Origin of the sequence: Brachybacterium sp. UMB0905 (assembly GCF_002871795.1) — a bacterium.
Lineage (GTDB): Bacteria > Actinomycetota > Actinomycetes > Actinomycetales > Dermabacteraceae > Brachybacterium.
In genome coordinates this window covers 185,192-206,283 of the sequence record NZ_PNHL01000001.1, presented here as the reverse complement: position 1 = coordinate 206,283, position 21,092 = coordinate 185,192, and the positions used below count along the sequence as shown (strand labels likewise).

Sequence of the window (21,092 nt, the reverse complement as noted above, 5' to 3'; positions counted from 1 at the left end):
CTTCGTGAAAATAGCGATCGTCACCGAGACCTTCGTCCCCTCCGTCGACGGGGTGGTTACTCGTCTGCGTCACGCCGTCGAACGGTTCACCGACTTGGGGCACGAGGTCATGGTGATCGCCCCCGACCTCGGGGTCACCGAGCATCACGGGGCCCGGGTGGTGGGCATCCGCCCGGTGACCCTGCCGTTCTACAAGCATCGGCGCTTCACCCTGCCCAACCCCACCGTGGATGGCATCATCCAGGGCTTCCACCCCGATATCGTCCACGCCGCCCAGCCGATCCTGCTGGCCTCCTCCGGGGCGTTCGCGGCCCGCCGTCGGCGGATCCCGCTGCTGGCCAGCTACCACACGCATCTGCCGCGCTATATGGACCTGTACAAGGCGTGGACCTGGGGCAAGCCGGCGGTGTGGTGGCAGATCAAACGTAACCATGCGCTCGCGGACATCAACCTCGCGACCTCCGAGTCGATGAAGATCGAGCTGGAGCAGCACGGGATCCAGGACCTGCATGTGGTGCGCCGCGGCGTGGACACCGAGCAGTTCCATCCGCGTTTCGCCTCGCCGGAGATGCGTGAACGGCTCACCGGCGGGCATCCGGAGAAGAAGCTCCTGGTGTTCGTGGGGCGTCTGGCGGCGGAGAAGGAGATCCACACGCTGCGGCCCATGCTGGACCGACGGGACGATGTGGCGCTCGCGGTCGTGGGCGATGGGCCGTACCGGCGTGAGCTCGAGGAGCTGTTCGCCGGCACGAACGCGCTGTTCCCCGGGTTCATGGAGGGGCAGGAGCTCGCGAGCGCCTTCGCGAGCGCCGACGCGTTCGTGTTCCCCTCGGTCACCGAGACGCTGGGGCTGGTGATCCTCGAGGGCATGGCCTCCGGCCTGCCCGTGGTCGCTGCGCGCTCCGGTCCCACCATGGAACAGGTGACCGATGGGGAGAACGGCCTGCTGTACGACGCCGGGGATCAGGCAAGCCTGGATACGGCGCTGAACCGGCTGGGCGATCCAGGGCTGCGCGAGCAGATTCGCACGGCCGCGCGGACGGAGGCGGAGAAGTTCTCCTGGGAGAACGCCTCCGATGACCTGCTGCGCTACTACGAGATGGCGATCGAGAAGCACCGGGTTAACGCGTAAGCAGGCGGTTGACGGTCAGTCCTCCCGGTCCCGCTCGCGCCACAGCAGCTCGAACCACACCTCGCGGTCCTCGCCGACGGTGTGGACATCGAAGTCGCCACGCTCATCGGACAGGGTGCGCTGGGAGCTCGGATGCTGGCCGAGGGCCGCGAGCACCTCGTACTGGTCCTCGACCCGCAGCACCCGGAAGGGATGCTCCTCCTCACCGGTGCCGCTGCTGCGGATCGCGTCCATGGACAGCAGCGCGAACTTCCGCTCCCGGTCCGCGGCGGCCTGATCGCCCAGCTCCGTGTAGGCGCGGAACAGGCGGGCATGCGCCCCGGGAGCCAGGAACAGCCCCGGCATCCGCGAGGTCAGCGCATCGACGATCCCCTGGTGATCGCCCGCCTGCTGCAGCGGCGTGGTCACGGCGGCGATCTGCACCAGCGGGTCGTAATCGGGCAGCGCCATGATGTCCCGCTGCAGCACCTCCAGGTGCTCCGGGGTGGGATCCAGCGCGTAGGTCTCCATCGACTGATCGAACGACATCACAGGTCTCCTTCGGGGCGGGTCAGGGAAGCTCGAATCCAGCTTCCCACGGGGCGTCGGGCTGGGCGGAGCTGTACACGGGGCCGAACTGCGGGGAGATCGCGTACAGCACGTCCCCCTCGAGGGAGAAGCAGGTGGTTCCCACCGCGTGCGGGGGGCGCGGCAGGTCGATCCGCTCTTCGCTCACGCGATCCCAGATCATCATCCGGTGGCCGAACCGGGGGCTGACCGCGATGCGCCCATCGGCGGCCGGGGAGATCATCCCGGCATCTGCCTCCTGCGGGGCAGGCAGTTCGAGCATCGACCCGTCGGGTTGGACCTCCTCCAGCACCGCATCGATCGGGTCGAGGGTGTAGTCACGATTCATGCGTGGCCCTGTGCCGATCAGCAGGGTCCCGTCGGCGGTGTGTGCGAGTCCCGCCGAATGCGGGGCGGCATCGTCGAGCGTGCGGAGCAGCTCACCACTGGCAGCGTCATAGATGCGCGGTGCCGCACGCGGTCCGCAGACGGCCAGCTCAGCACCATCGGGGGAGAAGGAGACGGAGGCAGGCCGCATTTTCTGCAGTGCGAGCACCGTGCCGGGAGCGCACTGGGCGCCCACCGTCCACAGCCGCACGGTGCCGTCGGTGCCCACGGACGCCAGCCGGTCCCCGGAGGGGCTGAAGGCGAGGTCGAGCACAGCGGTGGCCGGGCCCTTGCGGTGGTCGCCGTGTCCCTCCAGGCGCCACAGCAGCGTCCCGTCCAGCGTGGTCAGGTCGATGTCCATCCGGCTGCCGCAGGCGAGCATGTCGCCGGAAGGGTGCCAGGCCAGTGCCCGATCCATCCCCGTGTCGATCACGGTGCGGATGCGCCTGGTCGCGGTCTCCCAGATGACGGTCCCCCAGGTCGGGGAGAGCCCGAGCAGCTGGCGGTCCCGCTCCTGGTTGGCGGCCAGGAGCGAGCCGTCGGGGGAGAGCGCGAGCGCCCTGTGCCAGAAGCGGTTGTCCTCCTGTGGCCCCACGTAGCGGGCGCGGGATCTGCGGCTGCGCTTGCGGGGCTCGGGCCAGTTATGCTCGCCGGCGTCCTGCGGGGGGATGCAGCTGCTCGGGTCCGGCCCGGCGCAGCCTCCCAGGCTCGCCGCGAGCGGTATCGCCGCGGCGCTGAGCAGGGCGGTGCGGCGTGAAAGGCGCGGGCTGGTCATCCGGTGGGCTCCACTCCTGCCGCCGATCTCGAGTCCACGGCTACGGTACGCCGTCGGCGGCAGCAGCGCTGGCGCTTTGTGGATAACTTCGGCGGCGCCGGTCCTGATCAGGGCAGATCGAACTGCCGCCATTGCTCGCCGCCGCTCCACGCCACGACGCCCTCCCCGGGCGAGGCGGCATACAGCGTCCCGCCATCGGGAGAGAAGGCGAGACGACCGGTGACGCCGGGCACGACGGGCAGCTCCCGCACCTCATCACGGGTGCGGTCCCACAGCTGGACCCGGTTGTTCCGACGCCCCACGACGGCGACCCGCTCACTCGCGGCAGCCACCCAGAAGGGGCCGCGCTGGTCATGCTCCGGCCCATCGGACAGTTCTCCCTCTGGGGTGAGGACATACAGCGCCGACGGGTTCTCCGCGGCGATGAAGAGGGTTCCGTCGGCGTCATAGGTGAGGCCGCCGACGCGACCGGGCACTCCGTCGACCAGGCTGCTGCGTTCGCCGGTTCTCGTATCCCACAGCTCGACGGGCCCGCCCGGCCCGCACAAGGCGAGGGCGCCATCGGCAGGACAGAGCGCCAGGGCGGTGACCGTCTCGAGGTCCGTCTCCAGCGGGCCGGTGGCCTCGCAGGCCTCACCGTCGATCCGCCACAGCGTGACCTGCCCATCGGCGCCGAGGACCGCCAGATGGGAGCCATCGGCGGTGATCGCAAGATCGGTGATGCGTGAGCCCGCCCGCGGGGCGAAGGGCTCGTCCTCCCCGCTGGTCAGCAGCTTCTGCACGGTGAGGTCACGGTCGCGGATCTCCACGCTGACATGCCCGGCCAGGGCCAGCTGACCGTCGGGGCTCGCGGCGATCGCGCCCACCAGCCCGTTATCGAGCTGCTCGAGGATCGTCCCGCCGGCGGTGTTCCAGATGACGGTGCCGTACGTCTCCGCCTCGCCCAGCAGGATTGCATCGGCGGTGTGACTGGCCGCGATGCGGTCTCCGCCGGGCAGGAGGGCGAGGCCGATGCCGCTCAGATGCTCCCCGGGCAGCGCCTCATGTTCGGGCCCCTGCTCCTCGCGCGGCGGTGGAGAGGGGCGGGTGCGCTGCGCGGCTTCCTCGGCGCTGAGGCACTGGGTGGGTGACGCGGTCGGCAGCGCAGATTCGGGGGAGTCGGCGTCGGGGGAGTCGGAGTCAATTGGCTGCGTGGGCTCGGGATCCTTCCTGCGCAGGAGCCCGCAGCCGGCGAGGGGCAGTGCGGCCAGCAGAGCTCCCGCGACCAGCAAGGGGCGTCGATGCGGCTGAGGGGGCATGCTCAGTTCTCCTCTGTGACTCCGGCGTCCTCCATATACTGTTCCAGATCATCCATGGTCAGGTCATCGGAGAACTCGGCTCCGCGGTCGCGGGCATCGAGCTCGACGGGCTGGTCGAGGTACGGACCCCGCTCATCCTTCGGAGTATCCCAGTGCTCCCGCCAGGCATCGATCTCCTCGCGCGTGAAGCCATGCTCGTTGTACAGCCGCTCGTAGTCGTTCTTGGTGGAGTCTACGAAGGGGAGCCAGTCCCACATCCCGGGCTCAGTGTCCTTTGTGGCTTCCCACTGCGCGGCATGGCGTGCCTCATGGGCGAGGGTGTGCAGCAGGCGCGGGTTGTGCAGCGCGTCGCCGTCGATGGAGATCGAGTGGTTGCCGTCAGCATCGACCTCCCACCAGCCGTTGTAACCGGGGGGTGCTTCGAAGTCGATATCCACGTCCTCGAGCCCGTACCGCGCCAGCTCCTGCTCGATGATCTCGCGGGCGACAGCTTCGCGCTCCTCGTCGGACAGCTCGCGCCAGCGCTCGGCAACCTCGGGGTCCACCTCGCCGTAATAGGGGTCTTCGCCGGGATGGTTGGTCTTATCCACCGGTCCGTCCCCGGCGGTCTCGCCATCGCCTCCGCTGCCGGGGGCCGATACGCCGCCGTCGCTGTCGCCGCGGGAGGCCTGCTCCTGCTCCTGCAGATGCTGCGCGAGCTCCGTGGAGCGTGCGGAGACCTGCGTCGCAGTATCGGCCAGACGTTGCAGAGCCGTGGCGAAAGCGGCCCGGAAGCGTTCGGCATCCTCGCCCCGCCAGAACTCCTGGCTGCGAGTCAGGGAACTGCCGAGATCCGTCCCCAGCTCCTCCAGGCGTTGCTGATCGGTGCTCATCAGCTGGAGGTGCCCAGACACCTCGTCGGTGGTCATGCCGCAGAAGTTCATGGGCCCTCTCCTGGGTGAGCTCGTCAGTGCGGGCACGGGGTGCCCCGCCAGATCATCTCAGCGTAGAAAGGGCCCGGCCGGATGGCCATGGGGAGAGGTGCCCATTGATAAGGCCTTCGTGAGCTGAATTGAACTTATCAACTGGGCGCTCTCCGCCCTGTTCACCTGGCCGCAGCGGCGCGGGCCGCGCTAGGCAGGACCTCCGCGATCCGGTCCAGGATCTGATCGGTGTGCGCGGTGGAGACGAACCAGGCCTCGAAGGCCGACGGCGGCAGATGCACCCCGCCCTCGAGCATCGTGTGGAAGAAGCGGCCGAACGCGTCCGTGTCCTGCACCTGTGCATCCGCGTAGTTCCGCACCGGCTCGCTCCGGAAGAACACCGAGAACAGGGTGCCGGCCCGCTGGATCACATGCGGCACGCTCGCGGCGTTCAGCGCCTCGGAGACCAGGTCCTGCAGTGCCTGCGAGGTCGCGCCCAGCTGCTGATACGCCGCCTCATCCAGGCCCGCGAAGGTCGCCAGGCCTGCTGCCGTCGCGAGCGGGTTCCCGGAAAGCGTGCCCGCCTGGTACACGGGGCCCAGCGGCGCCAGCAGGTCCATGAGGTCTGCCCGGCCGCCGAAGGCGCCCACCGGCAGCCCGCCGCCGATGACCTTCCCGAAGGTCATGAGATCCGGCGCCCAATCCTGCTGCGTGCCGTCGGTCCCGCCGGGGCCATCGATCCCGTAGTAACCGGTGCGGGTGGCGCGGAAGCCGGTGAGCACCTCATCGGTGATCAGCAGCGCCCCGTGCTCATGGGCGAGGTCGTGCAGGAACGGCGTGAATCCCAGCCCGTCCTCGCTGCTCGGCGGGACGACGCCCATATTGCAGGGAGCGGCCTCGACGATCACCGCGGCGATCTCGCTCCCGCGCGCGGCGAACAGCTCCTGCACGGCTGCCCGGTCCCCGTAGGGGAGGACGACGGTGTCCTGCGCGGTGCCCGCGGTGACGCCCGCGGAGCCCGGCAGACCGAAGGTGGCCAGGCCGCTGCCGGCCTCGGCGAGCAGCGCATCGACATGCCCGTGGTAGTTGCCCGCGAACTTCACGATGACATCGCGGCCCGTGGCGCCGCGGGCCACCCGCAGGGCGCTCATCACCGCTTCGGTGCCGGAGTTGACCATGCGGATCTTCTCCACGGGGCCGATGCGCGCGATGACCTCCTCAGCGAGCGCCACCTCCTGCGGCTGCGGCGCGCCGAAGGAGAGCCCGCGGGAGGCGGCCTGCTGCACGGCCTCCACCACCTGTGGGTGCGCGTGCCCGAGGATCATCGGCCCCCAGGAACCGACGAGGTCCACGTACTCGCGCCCGTCCACATCAGTCAGCAGCGCCCCGGCGGCCGAGGCGATGTACGGCGGGGTGCCGCCCACGGAGCCGAAGGCCCGCACGGGCGAGTTCACTCCCGCGGGGATGACGCGCCGGGCGCGGGCGAACAGCTCCTCGGACAGGCCGTGCGGGGCAGGGGTGTGTGGGGCGATGGGCATGGGGGTCTCCTGGCTGAGAACATCGGGGGCTTATCCAGGCTACTCGGGTGATCAGAGCGACTGTGCGCAGCCTCGACGACCACCCGGCGACGCGGTAGAATCATCGACTACAAAAGTGATTCATGCGGCGTGGCGGTCTATACCGGCAGGCGGCGCCGAGCAGATGCGCGAGCGATGTGGAGGTGACGGTGATGGAAACCATCGGGCAGCGAGTCGATGCTGCGCGAGAGCGTGCTGGTCTGACGCAACGTCAGCTGGCGGCACGGACAGGTCTGCCCCAGGCCACGCTCAGCCGCGTGATCAACGGAACCCGGACTCCCAAGACGCCCGAACTACTGCGGATCGCTGCGGCAGCAGGGACGACCTTCGCGGAGCTGACCTCACAAGACCTGCCCGAGCGTGTGCAGACCGCCGCACGGACCACCAACGGTGGGGCGGCTGCTGATCTGCGCAAGCGGCTGCTCTACTTCATGGAGATCGACGTGCATCTCGATGATTGCGGAATTCAGGATCGACGGTGAGTAGACGTATCGAAGAGCAGGCCCGCGAGGCCGCGCTCGCGTTCCGCACGCAGCATGGCCTCGGAGTTCAGCCGATCGGGGACCTGATCTCCATGATCGAACAGACCACCGGGCATGACGTCGCGATCATCTCTGCTGATACGGACTCGCATGGACTGTCCATGCGTGACCCGGCGACGGGGCGCGTCTATATCGCGGTCGCCGCGACCCCGCACCCCATGCGGCAGCGCAGCACTCTCGCCCACGAGCTCGCCCACGTGATCTTCGAGGACTGGGAGGGACATGACCGCGACGGAGAGCGCCCGATGCAGGAGATTCGTGCCGACGCCTTTGCCCGGCATCTGCTCGCTCCAAGCAGCGGTGTCCAGCAGACGACCGAGCGGGCAGCAGGCGACCCCAGCGGGCACCTCTCCGATGTGGTGCAGCGTTATCTGGTATCCCCGGCGATCGCCGCCATTGTGCTGGCGGACTGCGGACTCATCTCTGCTGAGACCAAGACGGACCTCATGGGGCTCACCACGTATCAGGTCGCAGCCCGAAACGGGTGGCTGGACCAGTACCGTTCCCTCCAAGACGCCTCGAACCGCCAGAGAGCCCCGCAATCTCTGCTGCGTCGCGCAACAGCTGCCTACAGTGAGGGCCTTATCGGACTGCCGATCATCGCTGCGCTCCGCGGCTTACCCCTTGCGACGGTCCAGGCGGAATTCGACGACCTCGGTATCACGCCGCAGCCAGCTGACCCCACCGCATTCGAGCTGGACGAGCTGCCCGCGGTTGAGGTGGATCTGACCGGGCTCGCGGGAGACGAGCCCGATCGATGACTCACCGCCCGATCATGGACGCGGGGCCGGGCCTGAATTTCTTCTCGCAGAACAAGGAACGGCTGCTGTTCGCCATGCTCGGAGCGATCTGCGTCCCCGAGGCCGTTCACGAGGAAATCCTGCGCAAGGCACGAACTGATCGGCGGTTCTCCGCTGCGGAGCGAGTGCTCGGCAAAGTACCCGACCGTCTGCTCACGGTGCTGTCTGATGACGTGACCCCAGACCTTGAGCGCGTCGTGAGTCGCATGTGCCGTATGCCCTACGCCCAACGCATGGAGGCGAGCAAGGACCTCGGAGAAACCATGGTCATCGCCCACGCTGTGGTACTTGCAGAACAGGGGCGCGATGTCATCGTCCTTATCGATGACGGTGGGGGCCGAAACATGGCGGCGACGGAAGCTCAGCGCCTGCGCCGTCTGCGGGTAGCGGGCAGACCCGTCGGTTCCCTCTCGATCGTTGGCACGCTGACCATCTTGAAACGGGCCGCCGGATCGGAGCACCTCCCAGACCGAGCGGCACTGCGAACCCTCTACGCCAAGCTGCGCACCGTCGACGACGGCCTCCCGCCACTGACATCGACCGGCCTGCTCAGTCTTCCCGTGTGGTGATCACCAGGTCGCTCACGCGAACTCGCGCAGGTGATCGGGCAGGCCGGTGGTGAACCAGTCGGCCACCTCGCTGGCGTAGTAGGTCAGGACGGTGCTCGCGCCGGCGCGGCGGAAGGCCAGCAGGGACTCCAGCACCGTGCGGTCGCGGTCGATCCAGCCGTTCGCGGCGGCCGCCTCGATCATCGCGTACTCGCCGGAGACCTGGTAGGCGCCCACCGGCACGGGGGAGGCCTCAGCCACCTGGGTGAGGACATCGAGGTAGGGCAGACCGGGCTTGACCATCACGAGGTCCGCGCCCTCGGCCACATCCAGGGCGAGCTCCCGCAGGGCCTCGCGGGCGTTCGCGGGATCCTGCTGGTAGGTGCGGCGATCCCCGGTCAGCGAAGAATCCACCGCCTCTCGGAAGGGGCCGTAGAACGCCGAGGCGTACTTCGCGGTGTACGCGAAGATCCCCACATCGGCGCAGCCTGCCGCATCCAGGGCGTCGCGCACCGCGGCGACCTGGCCGTCCATCATCCCCGAGGGGCCCAGCAGATGCGCCCCGGCCTCCGCCTGCGAGAGCGCCATCTCGCGGTAGCGCGCAAGCGTCGCATCGTTGTCCACGTGCCCGGCAGCATCCAGCACGCCGCAGTGCCCGTGGTCGGTGAACTCATCCAGGCACAGATCTGCCATGAGCACCGTCGCATCCCCCAGCTCGGACCGCAGCCGGGCGAGCGCCCGGTTCAGCACGCCGTCCGGATCGGTGGCACCGGAGCCGACGGGGTCCTTGCGCTCGGGCACGCCGAACAGCATCAGCCCGCCCACACCGCGCTCCACCGCCTGCTCGGCGGCGCGCAACAGCGAATCCTCCGTGTGCTGCACAACCCCCGGCATGGAGCTGACGGGCCGATCCTCCCGCGCACCCTCGCGCACGAACATCGGCAGCACCAGATCGGCCGGCCGCAGCGTGGTCTCCCGCACCAGGGAACGCATCGCTAAGGAGCTGCGCAGGCGGCGCGGACGCTCGATCGGGCCCGGCACATCAGGCAGGGCAGGAAGGGCAGAGGAGGCAGGCTGAGCATTGGAGGCAGGCTGGGCAGGGGGAACAGGGCGGGTCATGAGGACTCCTTCGTGGTGGGGGAGAGGACAGCGCAGACGGCATCGGCGAGCGCGGCATCGGTGGGGGCGCTGGCCTGAGCGGCGACCACCAGCCCCGCCTCGCGCACCGCAGAGGAGGTGGGGGAGCCGATGGTCACCAGCGGGGTCAGTGGATCCGGATCGAGCTCCGCGAGGCGCCGGGCGGCCTGAGAACTGGTGAGCACGACCGCACCGTAGCCACCGCCGCGCAGACGCTCGCGCATCGCGGGCTCCACAGCGGCGGGGACAGGACAGTAGGCGTCGATCCGCTGCACCTGGTAGCCGGCTGCGCGCAGGCCGTCCGGGACGGTGGGGGCGGCGGCCGTGGAGACCGGCAGCAGCACCCGGGAGGTCTCCGGGGCGGGCGGGAGCTGTTCGATGAGCGAGGCCCCGGATCCGGCCGCGACCCTGTGGGGGCGTATCCCGGCGCTGCGCAGCGCCGCTGCGGTGCCCGCCCCAACGGCGAGCACCTGCGTGCCCCCGTCGACGTCGAGCTGCCCATCGGCCCCGGTGAGGACCTCCACCGTGGTGCGGGAGGTGACCACCAGATGCGTGAACGCCCCGGCGGCGAGACCCTCCCGGGCGCGGGCAAGCTGCGCGGCATCCCCAGGCACGAGCTCCAGCAGCGGCACGTGCTCAGCCGTGACGCCCCGCGCCGCGAGCAGGGTGAGCAGCCCGCCAGCCCGGCCCGCGGGCCGGGTGACCAGGACCGGGAGGGCTGCTGCGGCCGACGGGGAGACCATCAGGTGCGGGCCTGCTCGAGGATCTCGCCCGCCCCACGCTCCAGCAGCTCGGCGGCGAGCTGCTCCCCGAGGCGGGCGGGCGCGGACTCCGGGCCGCTCAGCGGACCGGCGGCCGGATCCCACGGGATCTCGGCGCTGCCGGTCACGGCGTGGCTGCCATCGGGCCGGATCGCCAGTGCCCGCAGACGCAGGGCGCCACCGGCGGTGACCTCGGCAAGCGCCGCGACGGGGGCGGAGCAGCCGGCTTCGAGGGCCCGCAGCAGCGCCCGCTCCGCGGTGACGGCAGCGCGGGTCTGCGGATCCTCGACCACCTGCAGTCGCTCGGCGAGCCAGGGGCTTTCCTGCACGGCCTGCGCGGTGACCTCGACGGCGAGCGCCCCCTGCGCGGGGGCCGGCAGCATCACCGCGGGATCCAGCAGCTCGCTGATCGCCTCCGTGCGCCCCACCCTCATGAGCCCCGAGGCGGCGAGCACCACCGCATCCAGATCCGCCTGTGGACCGAGCGCGCGGGCCAGGCGCGTGCCGACGTTCCCGCGGATCCCCACCACGTCGAGGTCCGGCCGGGTACGCCGCAGCTGGGCTGCGCGGCGCGGGGAGCCGGTGCCCACCCGGGCCCCGTGCGGCAGCTCGGCAAGGGCAAGCCCCTCGCGGGCGCACAGCGCATCGCGGGGATCCTCCCGCGGCGGGACGCAGCCGAGCACGATCCCGTCGGCCGCAGCGGTGGGCAGATCCTTCAGGGAGTGGACGATCGCATCCACCTCACCGCCGAGCAGCGCCTGGCGCACGGCAGTCACGAACACGCCCGTGCCGCCGAGCTGCGCGAGCGGGGTGGTGCGGTCGCGGTCCCCGTGGGTGCTCACATGCACCAGCTCCACCGCGCGGCCGGAGCCCGCCACGAGCTGCTCGCCCACCTGTCGGGACTGGGTGAGGGCGAGCTCGCTGGCGCGCGTGCCGATCCGCAGCGGGGCTAACTCAGTGGTATCGCTCATGCGTCCTTCCCGGCGGCCGCGCGGGCCCGCTCCACGTCCTCAGCGGAGTCCACGCCGCTGGTGGTGGGGCGGCACAGCCGACCCACGCAGCACTGCGGTCCGCACACATCGGGGGTGCCGCCGAAGTCCGTGACCTCCTGGCGCGGGAAGTCCGGATCCAGCCGTTCCTGGATCAGGTCCGCGAGCGCCGCGATGAACCGCGGATCCGCCCCCGCGGTGGGGATGCGACGGAAGGCCAGGCCCTGCTCGGCAGCGGTGTCCTTCGCCTCGGTGTCCAGGTCCCACACCACCTCCACGTGGTCGGTGACGAATCCGATCGGCACCACGATGACCGCATCGGCCGCCTTCGTCGCGGCCAGCTCGGTGATCACATCGTTGACGTCGGGTTCGAGCCACGGCACATGCGGGGCACCGGACCGCGACTGATACACCAGCTCCCAGGAGGGCAGCGCGGCAGCGCCCCCATCGGCTCCCGTGCCCGCGAGCTGCTCCATCACCCAGCGGCAGGCCGCCACGTGCTGATCGACGTACCAGCCACCGGATCCGGGCCGACGGGTCTCCGCCGGGCCGGATGCCTCCGCCATCGACAGCGGCACCGAATGGGTGGAGAACAGCACCCGGATCCGATCGGGCGCATGGCCCTCGGCGGCCAGCTCATCCAGGGCCGTGCGCACCCCGTCCGCCACCGGCTCGAGGAAACCGGGGTGGTTGAAGTACACGCGGACCTTGTCGATCGTCACCTCACCGACCAGGCCCGTCTCCTCGAGCGCCATCGCGAAGTCCTCGCGGTACTGGCGGCAGGAGGAGTAGGAGGAGTAGGCGCTCGTCACCAGGCCCAGGGCGTGGCGTTTCCCGTCGGCGTGCATCGAGCGCAGCGCCTCGGTGTTGTACGGCTCCCAGTTGCGGTTGCCGAAATAGACCGGCAGGTCCACGCCGCGCTCGGCGAGCTCGGCCTCAAGAGCGCTGATCATGGCGCGGTTCTGCGCGGTGATGGGGGAGACGCCGCCGAGCGCCCGGTAGTGCCCGGCCACCTCCTCGAGGCGCTCATCGGGGATGCCGCGCCCGCGCGTGACATTGCGCAAGAACGGGATCACATCCTCCTGCCCGGCGGGGCCGCCGAAAGAGGAGAACAGGATCGCATCGAAGGCCCGAGGCTCACCGCGCCGGGTATGCGTCTGGGAGGTCTGAGTCACCGGAGTCATCTGATCGGTCATCGGGTCGCTCCTGGGGGTTCAGGCCAGCAGCGCCGCGACGTCCGCGAGGGAGTTCAGGCGGCGGCCGGTGTGGAAGGGCAGCTCATCGCGCACATGCAGCCGTGCATCGGAGTAGCGCAGGTGACGCATCATGTCCACCAGGTCATGCAGGTCATCGGCCTCGAAGCTCAGCAGCCACTCGTAGTCCCCGAGGGCGAAGGCGGCCACGGTGTTGGCGTTCACCTGCGGGAAGTCGCGGCCCAGCATCCCGTGCTCGCGCAGCATCCGGTTCCGCTCATCGTCCTCGAGCAGGTACCAGTCGTAGCTGCGCACGAAGGGGTACACGGTGATCCACTGCTTGCGCTCGGTGCCGGGCACCATGAAGGAGGGCACGTGCCCCTTGGCGAACTCGGCCAGGCGGTGCACCCCGACGGCCGCCCACTCGCGGTTCAGCCAGGTCCCGGCCACGGAGCGCTCGAACTCCCGCAGCGCGGACTGCAGGGCAGCGGGCTCATCGGCCGCGAGCCACAGCATGAGGTCATCATCCGCCCGGAAACCGGAGACGTCGTAGAAGCCCAGCAGCTCGGCGCCCTCGGCCTCGATCAGCTGGGTCACCTCCTCCAGGGCGGTGACGCAGGCCTCCTGCGTGAGGTCACCGTCCTCGGTGAGGCCCGAGATCCGGCGGAACACCGTGTAGCTCGTGTAGCGGGTGGTGGTGGCGATCTCTTCGGGGGTGGGGCTCATCAGGGGTTTCCTTCCTTACGGGTGGGAGACGTGGCGGCAGAATCGGAGGTGGTCGGGGCGTTCTCGGCGCGGAGGATCGCGTCGATCCCGGTGCCCGAGCGCCAGGAGCCGACGAGCTCGAGCGTCGGCTCCGCGGCGAGGGTCTCGGTGAGGCGGGTCAGCGCCGCGCGATGCCCGGGCAGGCGTTGGCGCATGGCACGGTCCCAGTCGATCACCGCCGCATCGTGCAGGTGCTTGCGCGTCAGCGGCGTGCGGAGGATCGCGGCGGCATCGGCGAGGGCGAGGTCCACCAGGCCCTCTCGGTCCGGCAGCTCCTCGCCGGGCCGGCCGTAGGACAGGCGCACCAGGTGCGGGGCAGTCAGCTCCGGCAGGGCTTCGTGCAGCTGGCGGGCGATGTGCTCCCATTTGGCGCTCGCATGGGTGAGGGCCTTCGCACGGATCCCGGGGGTGCCGGGGGCGACGAGCGCCCCGGTGCCCGAGGGGAAGGCATCCAGCGCCGGGGCGTCCAGCAGCAGCGCCACCAGGCGCACCCGGGCCGATGGGGCCTGCGGGATCGCCGTGGAGATCGCCGGTGCTGCCTCGGCGAGCAGGTCCCGGGTGGTATCCGGCGGGCAGGCGAGCACCAGATGCGCCGTCTCCAGGTGCTCCCCGCCCGCGGTTCGCACCTGCCAGGTGTGCTCGGTGCGCTCCACCGAAGTAGCGGGGGTGCCGGTGCGCAGCAGCGCCCCACCGGCCAGCAGCTGCTCGCGCAGCGCGGCCGGCAGCGCCGCCATCGTCGGGGCCAGGGAATGCACCCGCGTCCCGGCACTGGAGGTGCTCCTCCCGCGCAGGTGCCGCACGGTACGCACCAGGGAGCCGTGCTCGCGCAGCCCGGTGGCGAGCTGTGGCGCGGCAGCCGCGAACTCGGTGCTTTCGGGGTCGGTGGAATGCACTCCGCCGATCACCGGGGCGACCAGCCGCTCGAGCACCCGTCGGCCCAGGCGCCGCTGGATCACCTGCGCGACGGTTGCCCCGTCGCGGGAGCCGAGGCGGGCCGGCAGCAGCGGTTCGAGGGCGGCGCGCAGCGCCCCCGGCCAGCCCAGCACTGCCCGCACATCCCGTGCGAGCGGCCGCGCCGGCACGCCCAGCAGCGCCGCCGCCGGGGCCCGGTGCACCCCCGCAGCAGAGACCAGACGCGATCCCAGGCCCTCCCGCGGGGAGACGATCTGCTCCTCGAGCCCCAGCTCAGCGGCCAGCGCGTCGACGGCCCCGGCGCTGATCGAGTAGGCCTCGGCGCCGCTGTTGATCGGGCAGCCGCCGAGGTCCTGCGCGGCGATCGCCCCGCCCACCTCATCGGCCGCCTCGAGCAGCACGACGCGGCGCCCAGCGGCCTGGTGACGCCGGGCGGCGAGAAGCCCCGCAAGGCCCCCGCCGATGACGAGCACATCACCGCTCATCGCGGCTCCCGACGCTGCTCATGCAGGAAGGCGACGAGATCGGTGAGGACCTGCGGATCGGTCTCCGGCGGCACGCCGTGCCCCAGGTTCACCACGTGGCCGCTCGCACCGGCACCGGCCGCGAGCACATCCAGGGCCTCGGCCTGGCGCACCTGCTCGGAGCTGAACAGGACGGCGGGGTCGATATTGCCCTGCACCGGGGTGCCCTCGGGGAGCGCAGCGATCGCCGTGTCCAGGCGCAGGCGGTGATCCACGCCCATCACGGTCGCACCCGCGGCGTGCATCGGCCCCAGCAGATGCGCCGCGCCCACCCCGAAGTGGATGCGCGGCACCGGCAGGTCGGCCACATGCGCGAACGCGGCGGCGGAGTGCTGCTGGACGTGCCCGAGGTACTGGGCGGCACTGAGCGACCCCACCCAGGAGTCGAACAGCTGCACCCCGGAGGCGCCGGCGAGCACCTGGGCGCGCAGGAACCGTCCGGAGAGCTCAGCGACCCAGGCGGCCAGGCGCGCCCACAGCTCCGGGCGGGTGCGCATGAGGGAGCGGGTGCGCAGGTGGTCACGGCTCGGTCCGCCCTCCACGAGGTAGCTCGCGACCGTGAAGGGGGCACCGGCGAAACCGAGCAGCGGCGTGGTGCCGAGCTCCCGCACCGTCAGCGCGACCGCCTCACGGATCGGTGCAAGCGCCGCCTCATAGTCCTCCCCGAGCTGCGGCAGCGCAGCGATATCCGCCTCGCTGCGCAGGGGATGCTCGACCACGGGCCCGACGCCGGGGCGGATCTCCACCCCGAGCCCGGCCAGGCGCACCGGCACCACGATGTCGGAGAAAAAGATCCCGGCATCGACCCGGTGGCGCCGCACCGGCTGGACGGTGATCTCGGCGGCGAGCTCGGGAGTGAGGCAGGCATCGAGCATCGCGGTGCCCTCGCGGGCGGCCCGGTACTCGGGCAGGGACCGCCCGGCCTGTCGCATGAACCACACACTGGGTGTGAGGCCGCGCACGCCACGCAGCTCGCCCAGCAGCGCGGAATCAGCGACCCCACCGTCGGTGGTGGGGCGGGTCGCGGGGTGGTCGGCGGGGAGGGCTCCCGCCCCTTCGCGGGGGCCGACGGGGGCAGCCGACGGGGCGCCGCCTGCGGCGCTGCCTGCGGCGATTTCGGTATCTGACAGATGCCGCGTCTTTTCTGACGGAGTGTCGCCAAAAAGGGGCTCTGACGTGCTGTTCTGTGTCATGACGCCCCCATTGTGCACGCCCGAAGGATCAGACACCACCGGGATGACACGTCACCTCGTCTCGTGCCTACACTGGCGCTCATGCTCGCCGCTCTCCGCGCCACCCACGAGCACCTCGACCTCGAGGTGCTCGATGCGCTGACCCGGGATGCGGCCTCCCTGCCCGCGCTGCTCACCGAGCTTGCCGCCGCGCGGGAGGAGGAGCTTGAGGGCCCGGGCGCGCTGCTGCGCGGACAGGTGGTGGTCTCCACCTGCAACCGCCTGGAGATCTACCTGGACACCGACCGCTTCCACGACAGCATCGCCCTGGTGCTCGATGCGGTCGCCACCACCAGCTCCTTGCCGCGCGAGCAGGTCGCCGCCTGCTTCGACGCCGCCGTGGACACCCCCGTCGCGGAGCATCTGTACGCCGTGACCTCCGGGCTGCGCTCGCTGGTGATCGGGGAGGCCGAGATCGCCGGGCAGGTGCGCCACGCCTATGAAACCGCCCGCGCCCAGGGCCGCACCTCCACCCTCCTGCATGACCTGTTCCAGCACGCCTTTCGCTGCGGAAAGGCCGTGACCACGCAGGCGCCCGTCGGCGCCGCGGGCCGCTCCGGGGCCGCAATCGCCCTGGACCTCGCCGCCGCACAGCTGGGCGGCCTCGCCGACGCCCGCGTGCTCGTGATCGGTACCGGTGCCTACGCCCGGCTCGGCGTCGCGGAACTGCAGCGCCGCGGCACCGACCCCGCCGCCATCGGCGTCATCTCCCTGTCCGGACGGGAGGAGACGTTCGCCGCCAGCCACGGCATCACCCCGATCCCCGCCACCCAGCTGGGGGCGGCCGCGCGCGCCGCGGACCTGATCATCGCCTGCTCCGGCCACGGCACCGTCCTGCACCCGGAGCATCTCGAAGGGGCCGGCCGCACCGTGGTGCTGGATCTGGCGCTGCATTCGGACGTCCACCCCGGCGTGGCGGATCTCGCGGGCGTGAGCGTCCTGGGGCTGGCGGATCTGCGACGCAAGCTACCGCCCACTGACCAGGCCGCATACGCCCAGGCCCAGCAGATCGTCACCGAGCACGTGGCGGCATTCACCGCCCGCTGCGAGGCCCGCCGCCTGGATCCGGCCACCGCCGCCCTCCGCCAAAAGGTGGCCGAGGCCGCGCAGGCGGAGATCGACCGTCTGCACCGCGATGCCGCCGACGAGACCGCCGCCCAGGTGGAGCGATCCGTGCGTCGCATCCTCGCGCGCGTGCTGCATGAACCGGCGCAGCATGCCCGCCGCATCGCCGCCGAAGGCGGGGCCGAGCAGTACGCCCAGGCCTTCCACACCGTGTTCGGGATCGACATCACCGCTGCGGCGCCGCCCGGGACTGCGCGCACCGGCGCGGAGCACACCGGGAGCGAGCAGCAGTGGATGCGGGCCGACCGCACCGTCCCGCCCGTACTCGCCATGACCGAAGCGGAAACGTCCCAGCGCTGATCAGCGCCGACGGAACAACCTGCGGCGCTCGCGCCGCCGTCGGCCCGTCACCGGGGCGGAATCCTGCGCGGTGACGTCCTCGATCTCCTCGATCTCCTCGGGGTCCAGGTGCAGCCCGTCCTCATCGACCCAGCGGTCCGTCCAGCCGATATCGGACTCATCATGCGGCCGGAAGGCGCGGCGCCGCGCCGTCATCTCCTCCAGCTGCGTGGCATCGACCTCGGGTGCGGAGCGGATCTCCTCGCCGCGATGCGGCACCGGGCAGGACCAGAAATAGGGGCAGCCGGGGCAGCCGGCGGTCTCCTCATCCGGCACCGCTTCCCGCTGCATCTGCACGCCATCCTGCAGCTGCAGCATCCGCAGCCGGGTCTCATACGGGTTGATGTCCATGCGGCTCAGCCCGCGGAGCTTCGCGCATCGAGCGCCGTGCGCACCGCCGCCGCAAGCCCGGCAGCATCCGGGGTCTGCGCCTGCCCGTGGACCACGAGGCCGCGGGCCTCAGCGGCGCGGGTCGTGGCGGGATCGCGGGAGATCACGCGGATGTCCCGATGCACCCCGAGGCTGCCGACGAGGTCCGCGAGCAGCGGCTCGGTGAGCACCACGGCGCCGTAGCCGTGCAACCGCAGATCCCGCACCACCTGCGCATCCAGGTGCACGCTGCGGGGCCGATGCGTCGCGACCACCTCCACGCTCCAGCCTGCTGCCGTCAGGGCCCGGGCGAGCGCCGGATTCAGGGCCGCCGATCCCGCGACGAGCGCAGCTGCGCCCGGTTCCGCGGGGGCAGGGAGAGCAGCGAGCAGCGCCTCCAGCGGCTCGGGAAGATGGTGGCTCACCGCGAGGCCGAGCTCAGTCACTGCGGTGGCGGCATCCTCCCCGGCAGCGGCGATCGCCGTGCCCTCCGGCAGTGACGCCGTGGGATCGGCGAGCAGCACTTCGGCATCGAGCGGCGTGGTGAGCAGCAGCAGTGCGACCTCCTCGGCAGTCAGGCGCTCGCGGGCGCGCCGCACATCCCCATCCCGCTGCGCGCGCAGCTCCACGAAGGGGGAGTGGTCCACCGTGAGCTCCGCCTCGCGCAGCGCGGCCAGCAGCGTCCCGGCGGTGCCGACGGGATCGGGGACCAGGATGGGCAGGCCACGCGATGAGGTCATGGGCTCCATTGTGCCGGAGCAGGAGGGGCGCCGACGTAGCATCATCGGGCACCCGCCCCACCGTGGAGGAATCATGAGCACACCCCAGCAGCGCGTCCACGAGATCACCCGTTCCCTGCTCGAGCTGCTCGAGCACGGCGAGGCCACCACCTACGAGGCCATCACCCTGCGCGCCGAGCTCGCCGAGGCCACCGCTGAGGCCGGGCATCTCGAGGATGCCTACTACCAGGTCGAGGAGCTCATGAAGGACGCCCGGCGCGAGCACCCCGCCGAGAGTGACGCGGTGGAGCGGGCGCGCCAGGCCGTGCTGCGGGTGCGGGAGCTCGGCGGGGCAGACGCCGAGGACTGACGCGGGCGCGACCGGTGCCGGCCCGTCACCAGGGGAAGCCGGACTCTGCGAGCTGCCGCTCGACCTCACCGCCCATGGTCGCGCTGTAGGTGGCGGTGATGTGGAATGCATCCAGGTGCACCCGGACGTTCCCGATGACCGGCGGGCAGACGCCTCCCGGGCAGATCACCGGCGTGAGATCCAGCGGATGCAGCGGGCCTGCCTCCGCGAGCTGCGCGAGTGCGGCTGCATCAGGGCGCTCTGGCGCCAGGAGGGTTTGGTCCTGCGTCAGTGTGCAGGAGGCGATGTCCCCACCCTTGCTGAGGCACGCGTTGGGATTCTCTGCAAAACGGGGAGTGGTGCGCAGGGCGATCACCGCGATCCCGTCGGCCAGGAGATCGCCGACGGTCTCCTCCAGGACAGGGCTCGCCACCTCGGGCTGGCCGGAGGATGAGCGGGTGGTCTCGAGCATCACCGCCGTGGGGGAGATCTGCTGCAGATATGCGAGAGCGGCCTGATTGTGCTCGGCGCATTCCGGGCTGACGAGGTCCCTCTCGCCGGGAATAAAGGGGCAGCTGCGCTGACGGATCAGCACCACCTGCCAGCCGTGTTCCCGGGCGGGTTCCACCACGCTCATCGCCGCCTGCTCGGCGCGGGAATTCCCTAGCACCAGCAGCACCGGTGCATCGGGCCCAGCCGGATCAGGCGCGCTCATACGGCAGTCCTCGGCGAGGTCCGGATCCGTGGGGGTGAGCGGCCCGGTGCAGGGCCCGTCGAGCTACCCCCGGTCCCGGGAGACCAGGGCCGCAGTGGGCAGCGGCTCGACCATCGGGTCAGAGATCGCGGGATCCCCGGCCCAGTCCGGAGCCAGGACGCGGGCACCCGGATGGCGGGTTCCGGCCTGTTCGAGGGCTGCCTTCTGGGCGGCCAGCAGCTGCTGCTGCACACCGAGCACCGGCAGCAGAGCGAGCACGAGCACACTGAGCACCACCAGACCGGAGCGGCGGGCCCGTGCTCCCGCCCACCGCCAGCGCCGGAACGGCGTGTCCACGAAGCGTGTTAGCAGCCAGGCCAGCACCAGGGACAGCAGGATGATGGCCGCGCCGGTCACCGGATCGGCGCGCTCCGCGCCCGTGCGCACCAGGTGGAGGGTCAGCAGCGGCCAGTGCACCAGGTAGAGCGCATAGGAGACGTCGCCGAGGAAGCGCAGGGGCGCCGAGGAGAGGAAGCGGTCCGGGCCGAAGCGATGTCCTGTGCGGCCTACCCACAGCACGAGCGCCGCCGCGCCCAGCGGCCAGGCGGCGATCCACCCGGGGAAGGCCCCCTGCACGTCCAGCAGCAGGCCGCAGGAGATGAGCGCTATGAGCCCGAACCAGCCGATCACGGCGGCGGGTGCGGACCGGGAACGTCGCACCGCTCGGTGCCGTCCGCGAGGGCGGCCGGTGGCGCGCCGCTGCTCCCACGCCGGTAGGAGGATCCCCAGCAGCGATCCGGCGGCGAGCTCCCAGGCCCGGGCGGCGGTGTCGAAGTACGCGATGGTCTGCTGCGTCGCGGTGGAGTGGATCGACCAGGCCAGCGAGGAGACCAGGAGCAGCAGGAACAGGATCACCAGCGCCCTGCGCACGGATCGGCCCAGGGCGCGGGCAATCGTCACCGTGAGTGCGATCAGCAGCGGCCACAGCAGGAAGATCTGCCCCTGCACGGATAGCGACCAGAAGTGCTGGAAGGGGGACGCCCCGGACTGCTCGGGGGCGTAGTAGTCCACGCCGCGGTGGATCAGCACCCAGTTCTCCACCTGCAGCAGGGAGCCGAAGGCATCGGTGATCGCGGGCATCCACCGCTCGGCCGGCAGCAGCAGCCGTACCGCCAGCAGCGTGAGCAGCACCGTCACCGCGGCAGGTGGCAGCAGACGTTTGAAGGCCCGGGCCCAGTACGCGGCCGGGCGCATCGGCTCCCCGGCATCGGCGCGCCGCACGAACGTGCCCACCAGCAGGAACGCGGAGAGGAACAGGAACACGTCCACGCCGCCGGAGACCCGATCGGCGAACACGTGGTAGAGGACCACCAGGCCGATGGCGAGGCCGCGCAGCCCATGCAGATCGGGGCGGAATCGGGCAGGGGCGGATGGCGGGGTGGTGGCAGTTGTCATCGTCGAAGGAGCGGGGCGGTTC

The 21,092-nt window shown here is 71.1% G+C and carries 21 protein-coding genes and 1 pseudogene; 6 read left to right on the top strand and 16 right to left on the bottom strand.

Going from position 1 to position 21,092, the window contains the following annotated elements:
- Positions 1-4 precede the first annotated feature (4 nt).
- On the top strand, positions 5-1,132 hold the full coding sequence (locus CJ197_RS00960) for a glycosyltransferase (protein WP_102234888.1): 1,128 nt from the start codon (positions 5-7) through the stop codon (positions 1,130-1,132).
- A 15-nt stretch (positions 1,133-1,147) separates the two neighbouring features.
- Here the strand turns inward: CJ197_RS00960 and CJ197_RS00955 are convergent, their stop codons facing one another.
- The 5 genes from CJ197_RS00955 to hemL form a co-directional block, all read right to left on the bottom strand.
- On the bottom strand, positions 1,148-1,660 hold the full coding sequence (locus CJ197_RS00955; protein ID WP_102234887.1) for a hypothetical protein: 513 nt from the start codon (positions 1,658-1,660) through the stop codon (positions 1,148-1,150).
- Positions 1,661-1,682: 22 nt separating this feature from the next.
- Entirely contained in the window at positions 1,683-2,840 is a 1,158-nt protein-coding gene (locus tag CJ197_RS00950) for a WD40 repeat domain-containing protein (RefSeq protein ID WP_158239325.1), read from the bottom strand.
- A 107-nt stretch (positions 2,841-2,947) separates the two neighbouring features.
- Complete coding sequence (locus CJ197_RS00945) at positions 2,948-4,138, bottom strand: WD40 repeat domain-containing protein (RefSeq protein ID WP_102234885.1); 1,191 nt, start codon at positions 4,136-4,138, stop codon at positions 2,948-2,950.
- Positions 4,139-4,140: 2 nt separating this feature from the next.
- Positions 4,141-5,061: a WXG100 family type VII secretion target gene (locus CJ197_RS00940; RefSeq protein WP_102234884.1), complete on the bottom strand. Its 921-nt coding sequence runs from the start codon at positions 5,059-5,061 to the stop codon at positions 4,141-4,143.
- Between the two features lie 161 nt (positions 5,062-5,222).
- A complete protein-coding gene (gene hemL, locus CJ197_RS00935; RefSeq protein WP_102234883.1) occupies positions 5,223-6,578 on the bottom strand; it encodes a glutamate-1-semialdehyde 2,1-aminomutase in 1,356 nt (451 codons plus the stop codon).
- A gap of 191 nt (positions 6,579-6,769) precedes the next feature.
- On the opposite strand from hemL, the gene CJ197_RS00930 reads away from it, so the two are divergent.
- Genes CJ197_RS00930 through CJ197_RS00920 form a run of 3 tightly spaced genes read left to right on the top strand, consistent with a single transcriptional unit; the run spans position 6,770 to position 8,528 of the window.
- Complete coding sequence (locus CJ197_RS00930; RefSeq protein ID WP_102234882.1) at positions 6,770-7,099, top strand: helix-turn-helix domain-containing protein; 330 nt, start codon at positions 6,770-6,772, stop codon at positions 7,097-7,099.
- Positions 7,096-7,920: an ImmA/IrrE family metallo-endopeptidase gene (locus tag CJ197_RS00925; RefSeq protein WP_199173838.1), complete on the top strand. Its 825-nt coding sequence runs from the start codon at positions 7,096-7,098 to the stop codon at positions 7,918-7,920. The genes CJ197_RS00930 and CJ197_RS00925 overlap by 4 nt, the downstream gene beginning before the upstream one ends.
- Positions 7,917-8,528 (top strand): hypothetical protein, encoded by a 612-nt coding sequence (locus tag CJ197_RS00920; protein ID WP_102234881.1) that lies wholly within the window; start codon positions 7,917-7,919, stop codon positions 8,526-8,528. Before CJ197_RS00925 ends, CJ197_RS00920 begins: the two co-directional genes overlap by 4 nt.
- A gap of 12 nt (positions 8,529-8,540) precedes the next feature.
- Here CJ197_RS00920 and hemB read toward each other — a convergent pair whose 3' ends face one another.
- The 7 genes from hemB to hemE are packed head-to-tail and all read right to left on the bottom strand — an operon-like array spanning position 8,541 to position 15,981.
- On the bottom strand, positions 8,541-9,626 hold the full coding sequence (hemB, locus tag CJ197_RS00915; protein ID WP_102234880.1) for a porphobilinogen synthase: 1,086 nt from the start codon (positions 9,624-9,626) through the stop codon (positions 8,541-8,543).
- The gene (locus tag CJ197_RS00910) at positions 9,623-10,387 is read right to left on the bottom strand and encodes a uroporphyrinogen-III synthase (RefSeq protein ID WP_102234879.1); all 765 of its coding nucleotides are present in this window, start codon (positions 10,385-10,387) and stop codon (positions 9,623-9,625) included. Before CJ197_RS00910 ends, hemB begins: the two co-directional genes overlap by 4 nt.
- A complete protein-coding gene (gene hemC, locus CJ197_RS00905) occupies positions 10,387-11,376 on the bottom strand; it encodes a hydroxymethylbilane synthase (protein WP_102234878.1) in 990 nt (329 codons plus the stop codon). The genes CJ197_RS00910 and hemC overlap by 1 nt, the downstream gene beginning before the upstream one ends.
- A complete protein-coding gene (locus CJ197_RS00900) occupies positions 11,373-12,590 on the bottom strand; it encodes a ferrochelatase (protein WP_158239324.1) in 1,218 nt (405 codons plus the stop codon). Before CJ197_RS00900 ends, hemC begins: the two co-directional genes overlap by 4 nt.
- 18 nt (positions 12,591-12,608) lie before the next feature.
- A complete protein-coding gene (hemQ, locus tag CJ197_RS00895; RefSeq protein WP_102234877.1) occupies positions 12,609-13,313 on the bottom strand; it encodes a hydrogen peroxide-dependent heme synthase in 705 nt (234 codons plus the stop codon).
- Positions 13,313-14,749 carry a protoporphyrinogen oxidase gene (hemG, locus tag CJ197_RS00890; RefSeq protein WP_102234876.1) on the bottom strand — a complete coding sequence of 479 codons (1,437 nt, stop codon included), beginning with the start codon at positions 14,747-14,749 and terminating at the stop codon, positions 13,313-13,315. The genes hemQ and hemG overlap by 1 nt, the downstream gene beginning before the upstream one ends.
- A complete protein-coding gene (gene hemE / locus CJ197_RS00885) occupies positions 14,746-15,981 on the bottom strand; it encodes a uroporphyrinogen decarboxylase (protein ID WP_233190568.1) in 1,236 nt (411 codons plus the stop codon). The genes hemG and hemE overlap by 4 nt, the downstream gene beginning before the upstream one ends.
- A gap of 81 nt (positions 15,982-16,062) precedes the next feature.
- Between hemE and CJ197_RS00880 the strand changes: the two genes are divergently transcribed.
- The gene (locus CJ197_RS00880) at positions 16,063-17,445 is read left to right on the top strand and encodes a glutamyl-tRNA reductase (RefSeq protein ID WP_102234875.1); all 1,383 of its coding nucleotides are present in this window, start codon (positions 16,063-16,065) and stop codon (positions 17,443-17,445) included.
- Here CJ197_RS00880 and CJ197_RS00875 read toward each other — a convergent pair whose 3' ends face one another.
- On the bottom strand, positions 17,446-17,835 hold the full coding sequence (locus tag CJ197_RS00875; protein WP_102234874.1) for a hypothetical protein: 390 nt from the start codon (positions 17,833-17,835) through the stop codon (positions 17,446-17,448).
- Between the two features lie 5 nt (positions 17,836-17,840).
- Entirely contained in the window at positions 17,841-18,593 is a 753-nt protein-coding gene (locus CJ197_RS00870) for a uroporphyrinogen-III synthase (protein ID WP_158239323.1), read from the bottom strand.
- Between the two features lie 73 nt (positions 18,594-18,666).
- On the opposite strand from CJ197_RS00870, the gene CJ197_RS00865 reads away from it, so the two are divergent.
- Positions 18,667-18,942 carry a hypothetical protein gene (locus CJ197_RS00865; RefSeq protein ID WP_158239322.1) on the top strand — a complete coding sequence of 92 codons (276 nt, stop codon included), beginning with the start codon at positions 18,667-18,669 and terminating at the stop codon, positions 18,940-18,942.
- A gap of 25 nt (positions 18,943-18,967) precedes the next feature.
- Here the strand turns inward: CJ197_RS00865 and CJ197_RS15040 are convergent.
- Together CJ197_RS15040 and CJ197_RS00860 are read right to left on the bottom strand one after the other, a co-directional pair.
- Positions 18,968-19,654, bottom strand: a pseudogene (locus CJ197_RS15040) (SGNH hydrolase domain-containing protein); the annotation flags it as partial.
- A 45-nt stretch (positions 19,655-19,699) separates the two neighbouring features.
- The gene (locus CJ197_RS00860) at positions 19,700-21,070 is read right to left on the bottom strand and encodes an acyltransferase (RefSeq protein WP_158239320.1); all 1,371 of its coding nucleotides are present in this window, start codon (positions 21,068-21,070) and stop codon (positions 19,700-19,702) included.
- Positions 21,071-21,092: the final 22 nt, after the last annotated feature.

Coding starts and splice junctions, on each gene's coding strand:
- CJ197_RS00955 (WP_102234887.1), bottom strand. CDS start 1,660: ATGTCGTTCGATCAGTCGATGGAGACCTACGCGCTGGATCCCACCCCG.
- CJ197_RS00950 (WP_158239325.1), bottom strand. CDS start 2,840: ATGACCAGCCCGCGCCTTTCACGCCGCACCGCCCTGCTCAGCGCCGCG.
- CJ197_RS00945 (WP_102234885.1), bottom strand. CDS start 4,138: ATGCCCCCTCAGCCGCATCGACGCCCCTTGCTGGTCGCGGGAGCTCTG.
- CJ197_RS00940 (WP_102234884.1), bottom strand. CDS start 5,061: ATGAACTTCTGCGGCATGACCACCGACGAGGTGTCTGGGCACCTCCAG.
- hemL (WP_102234883.1), bottom strand. CDS start 6,578: ATGCCCATCGCCCCACACACCCCTGCCCCGCACGGCCTGTCCGAGGAG.
- CJ197_RS00930 (WP_102234882.1), top strand. CDS start 6,770: ATGGAAACCATCGGGCAGCGAGTCGATGCTGCGCGAGAGCGTGCTGGT.
- CJ197_RS00920 (WP_102234881.1), top strand. CDS start 7,917: ATGACTCACCGCCCGATCATGGACGCGGGGCCGGGCCTGAATTTCTTC.
- hemB (WP_102234880.1), bottom strand. CDS start 9,626: ATGACCCGCCCTGTTCCCCCTGCCCAGCCTGCCTCCAATGCTCAGCCT.
- CJ197_RS00910 (WP_102234879.1), bottom strand. CDS start 10,387: ATGGTCTCCCCGTCGGCCGCAGCAGCCCTCCCGGTCCTGGTCACCCGG.
- hemC (WP_102234878.1), bottom strand. CDS start 11,376: ATGAGCGATACCACTGAGTTAGCCCCGCTGCGGATCGGCACGCGCGCC.
- CJ197_RS00900 (WP_158239324.1), bottom strand. CDS start 12,590: ATGACCGATCAGATGACTCCGGTGACTCAGACCTCCCAGACGCATACC.
- hemQ (WP_102234877.1), bottom strand. CDS start 13,313: ATGAGCCCCACCCCCGAAGAGATCGCCACCACCACCCGCTACACGAGC.
- hemG (WP_102234876.1), bottom strand. CDS start 14,749: ATGAGCGGTGATGTGCTCGTCATCGGCGGGGGCCTTGCGGGGCTTCTC.
- hemE (WP_233190568.1), bottom strand. CDS start 15,981: ATGACACAGAACAGCACGTCAGAGCCCCTTTTTGGCGACACTCCGTCA.
- CJ197_RS00880 (WP_102234875.1), top strand. CDS start 16,063: ATGCTCGCCGCTCTCCGCGCCACCCACGAGCACCTCGACCTCGAGGTG.
- CJ197_RS00875 (WP_102234874.1), bottom strand. CDS start 17,835: ATGGACATCAACCCGTATGAGACCCGGCTGCGGATGCTGCAGCTGCAG.
- CJ197_RS00870 (WP_158239323.1), bottom strand. CDS start 18,593: ATGACCTCATCGCGTGGCCTGCCCATCCTGGTCCCCGATCCCGTCGGC.
- CJ197_RS00865 (WP_158239322.1), top strand. CDS start 18,667: ATGAGCACACCCCAGCAGCGCGTCCACGAGATCACCCGTTCCCTGCTC.
- CJ197_RS00860 (WP_158239320.1), bottom strand. CDS start 21,070: ATGACAACTGCCACCACCCCGCCATCCGCCCCTGCCCGATTCCGCCCC.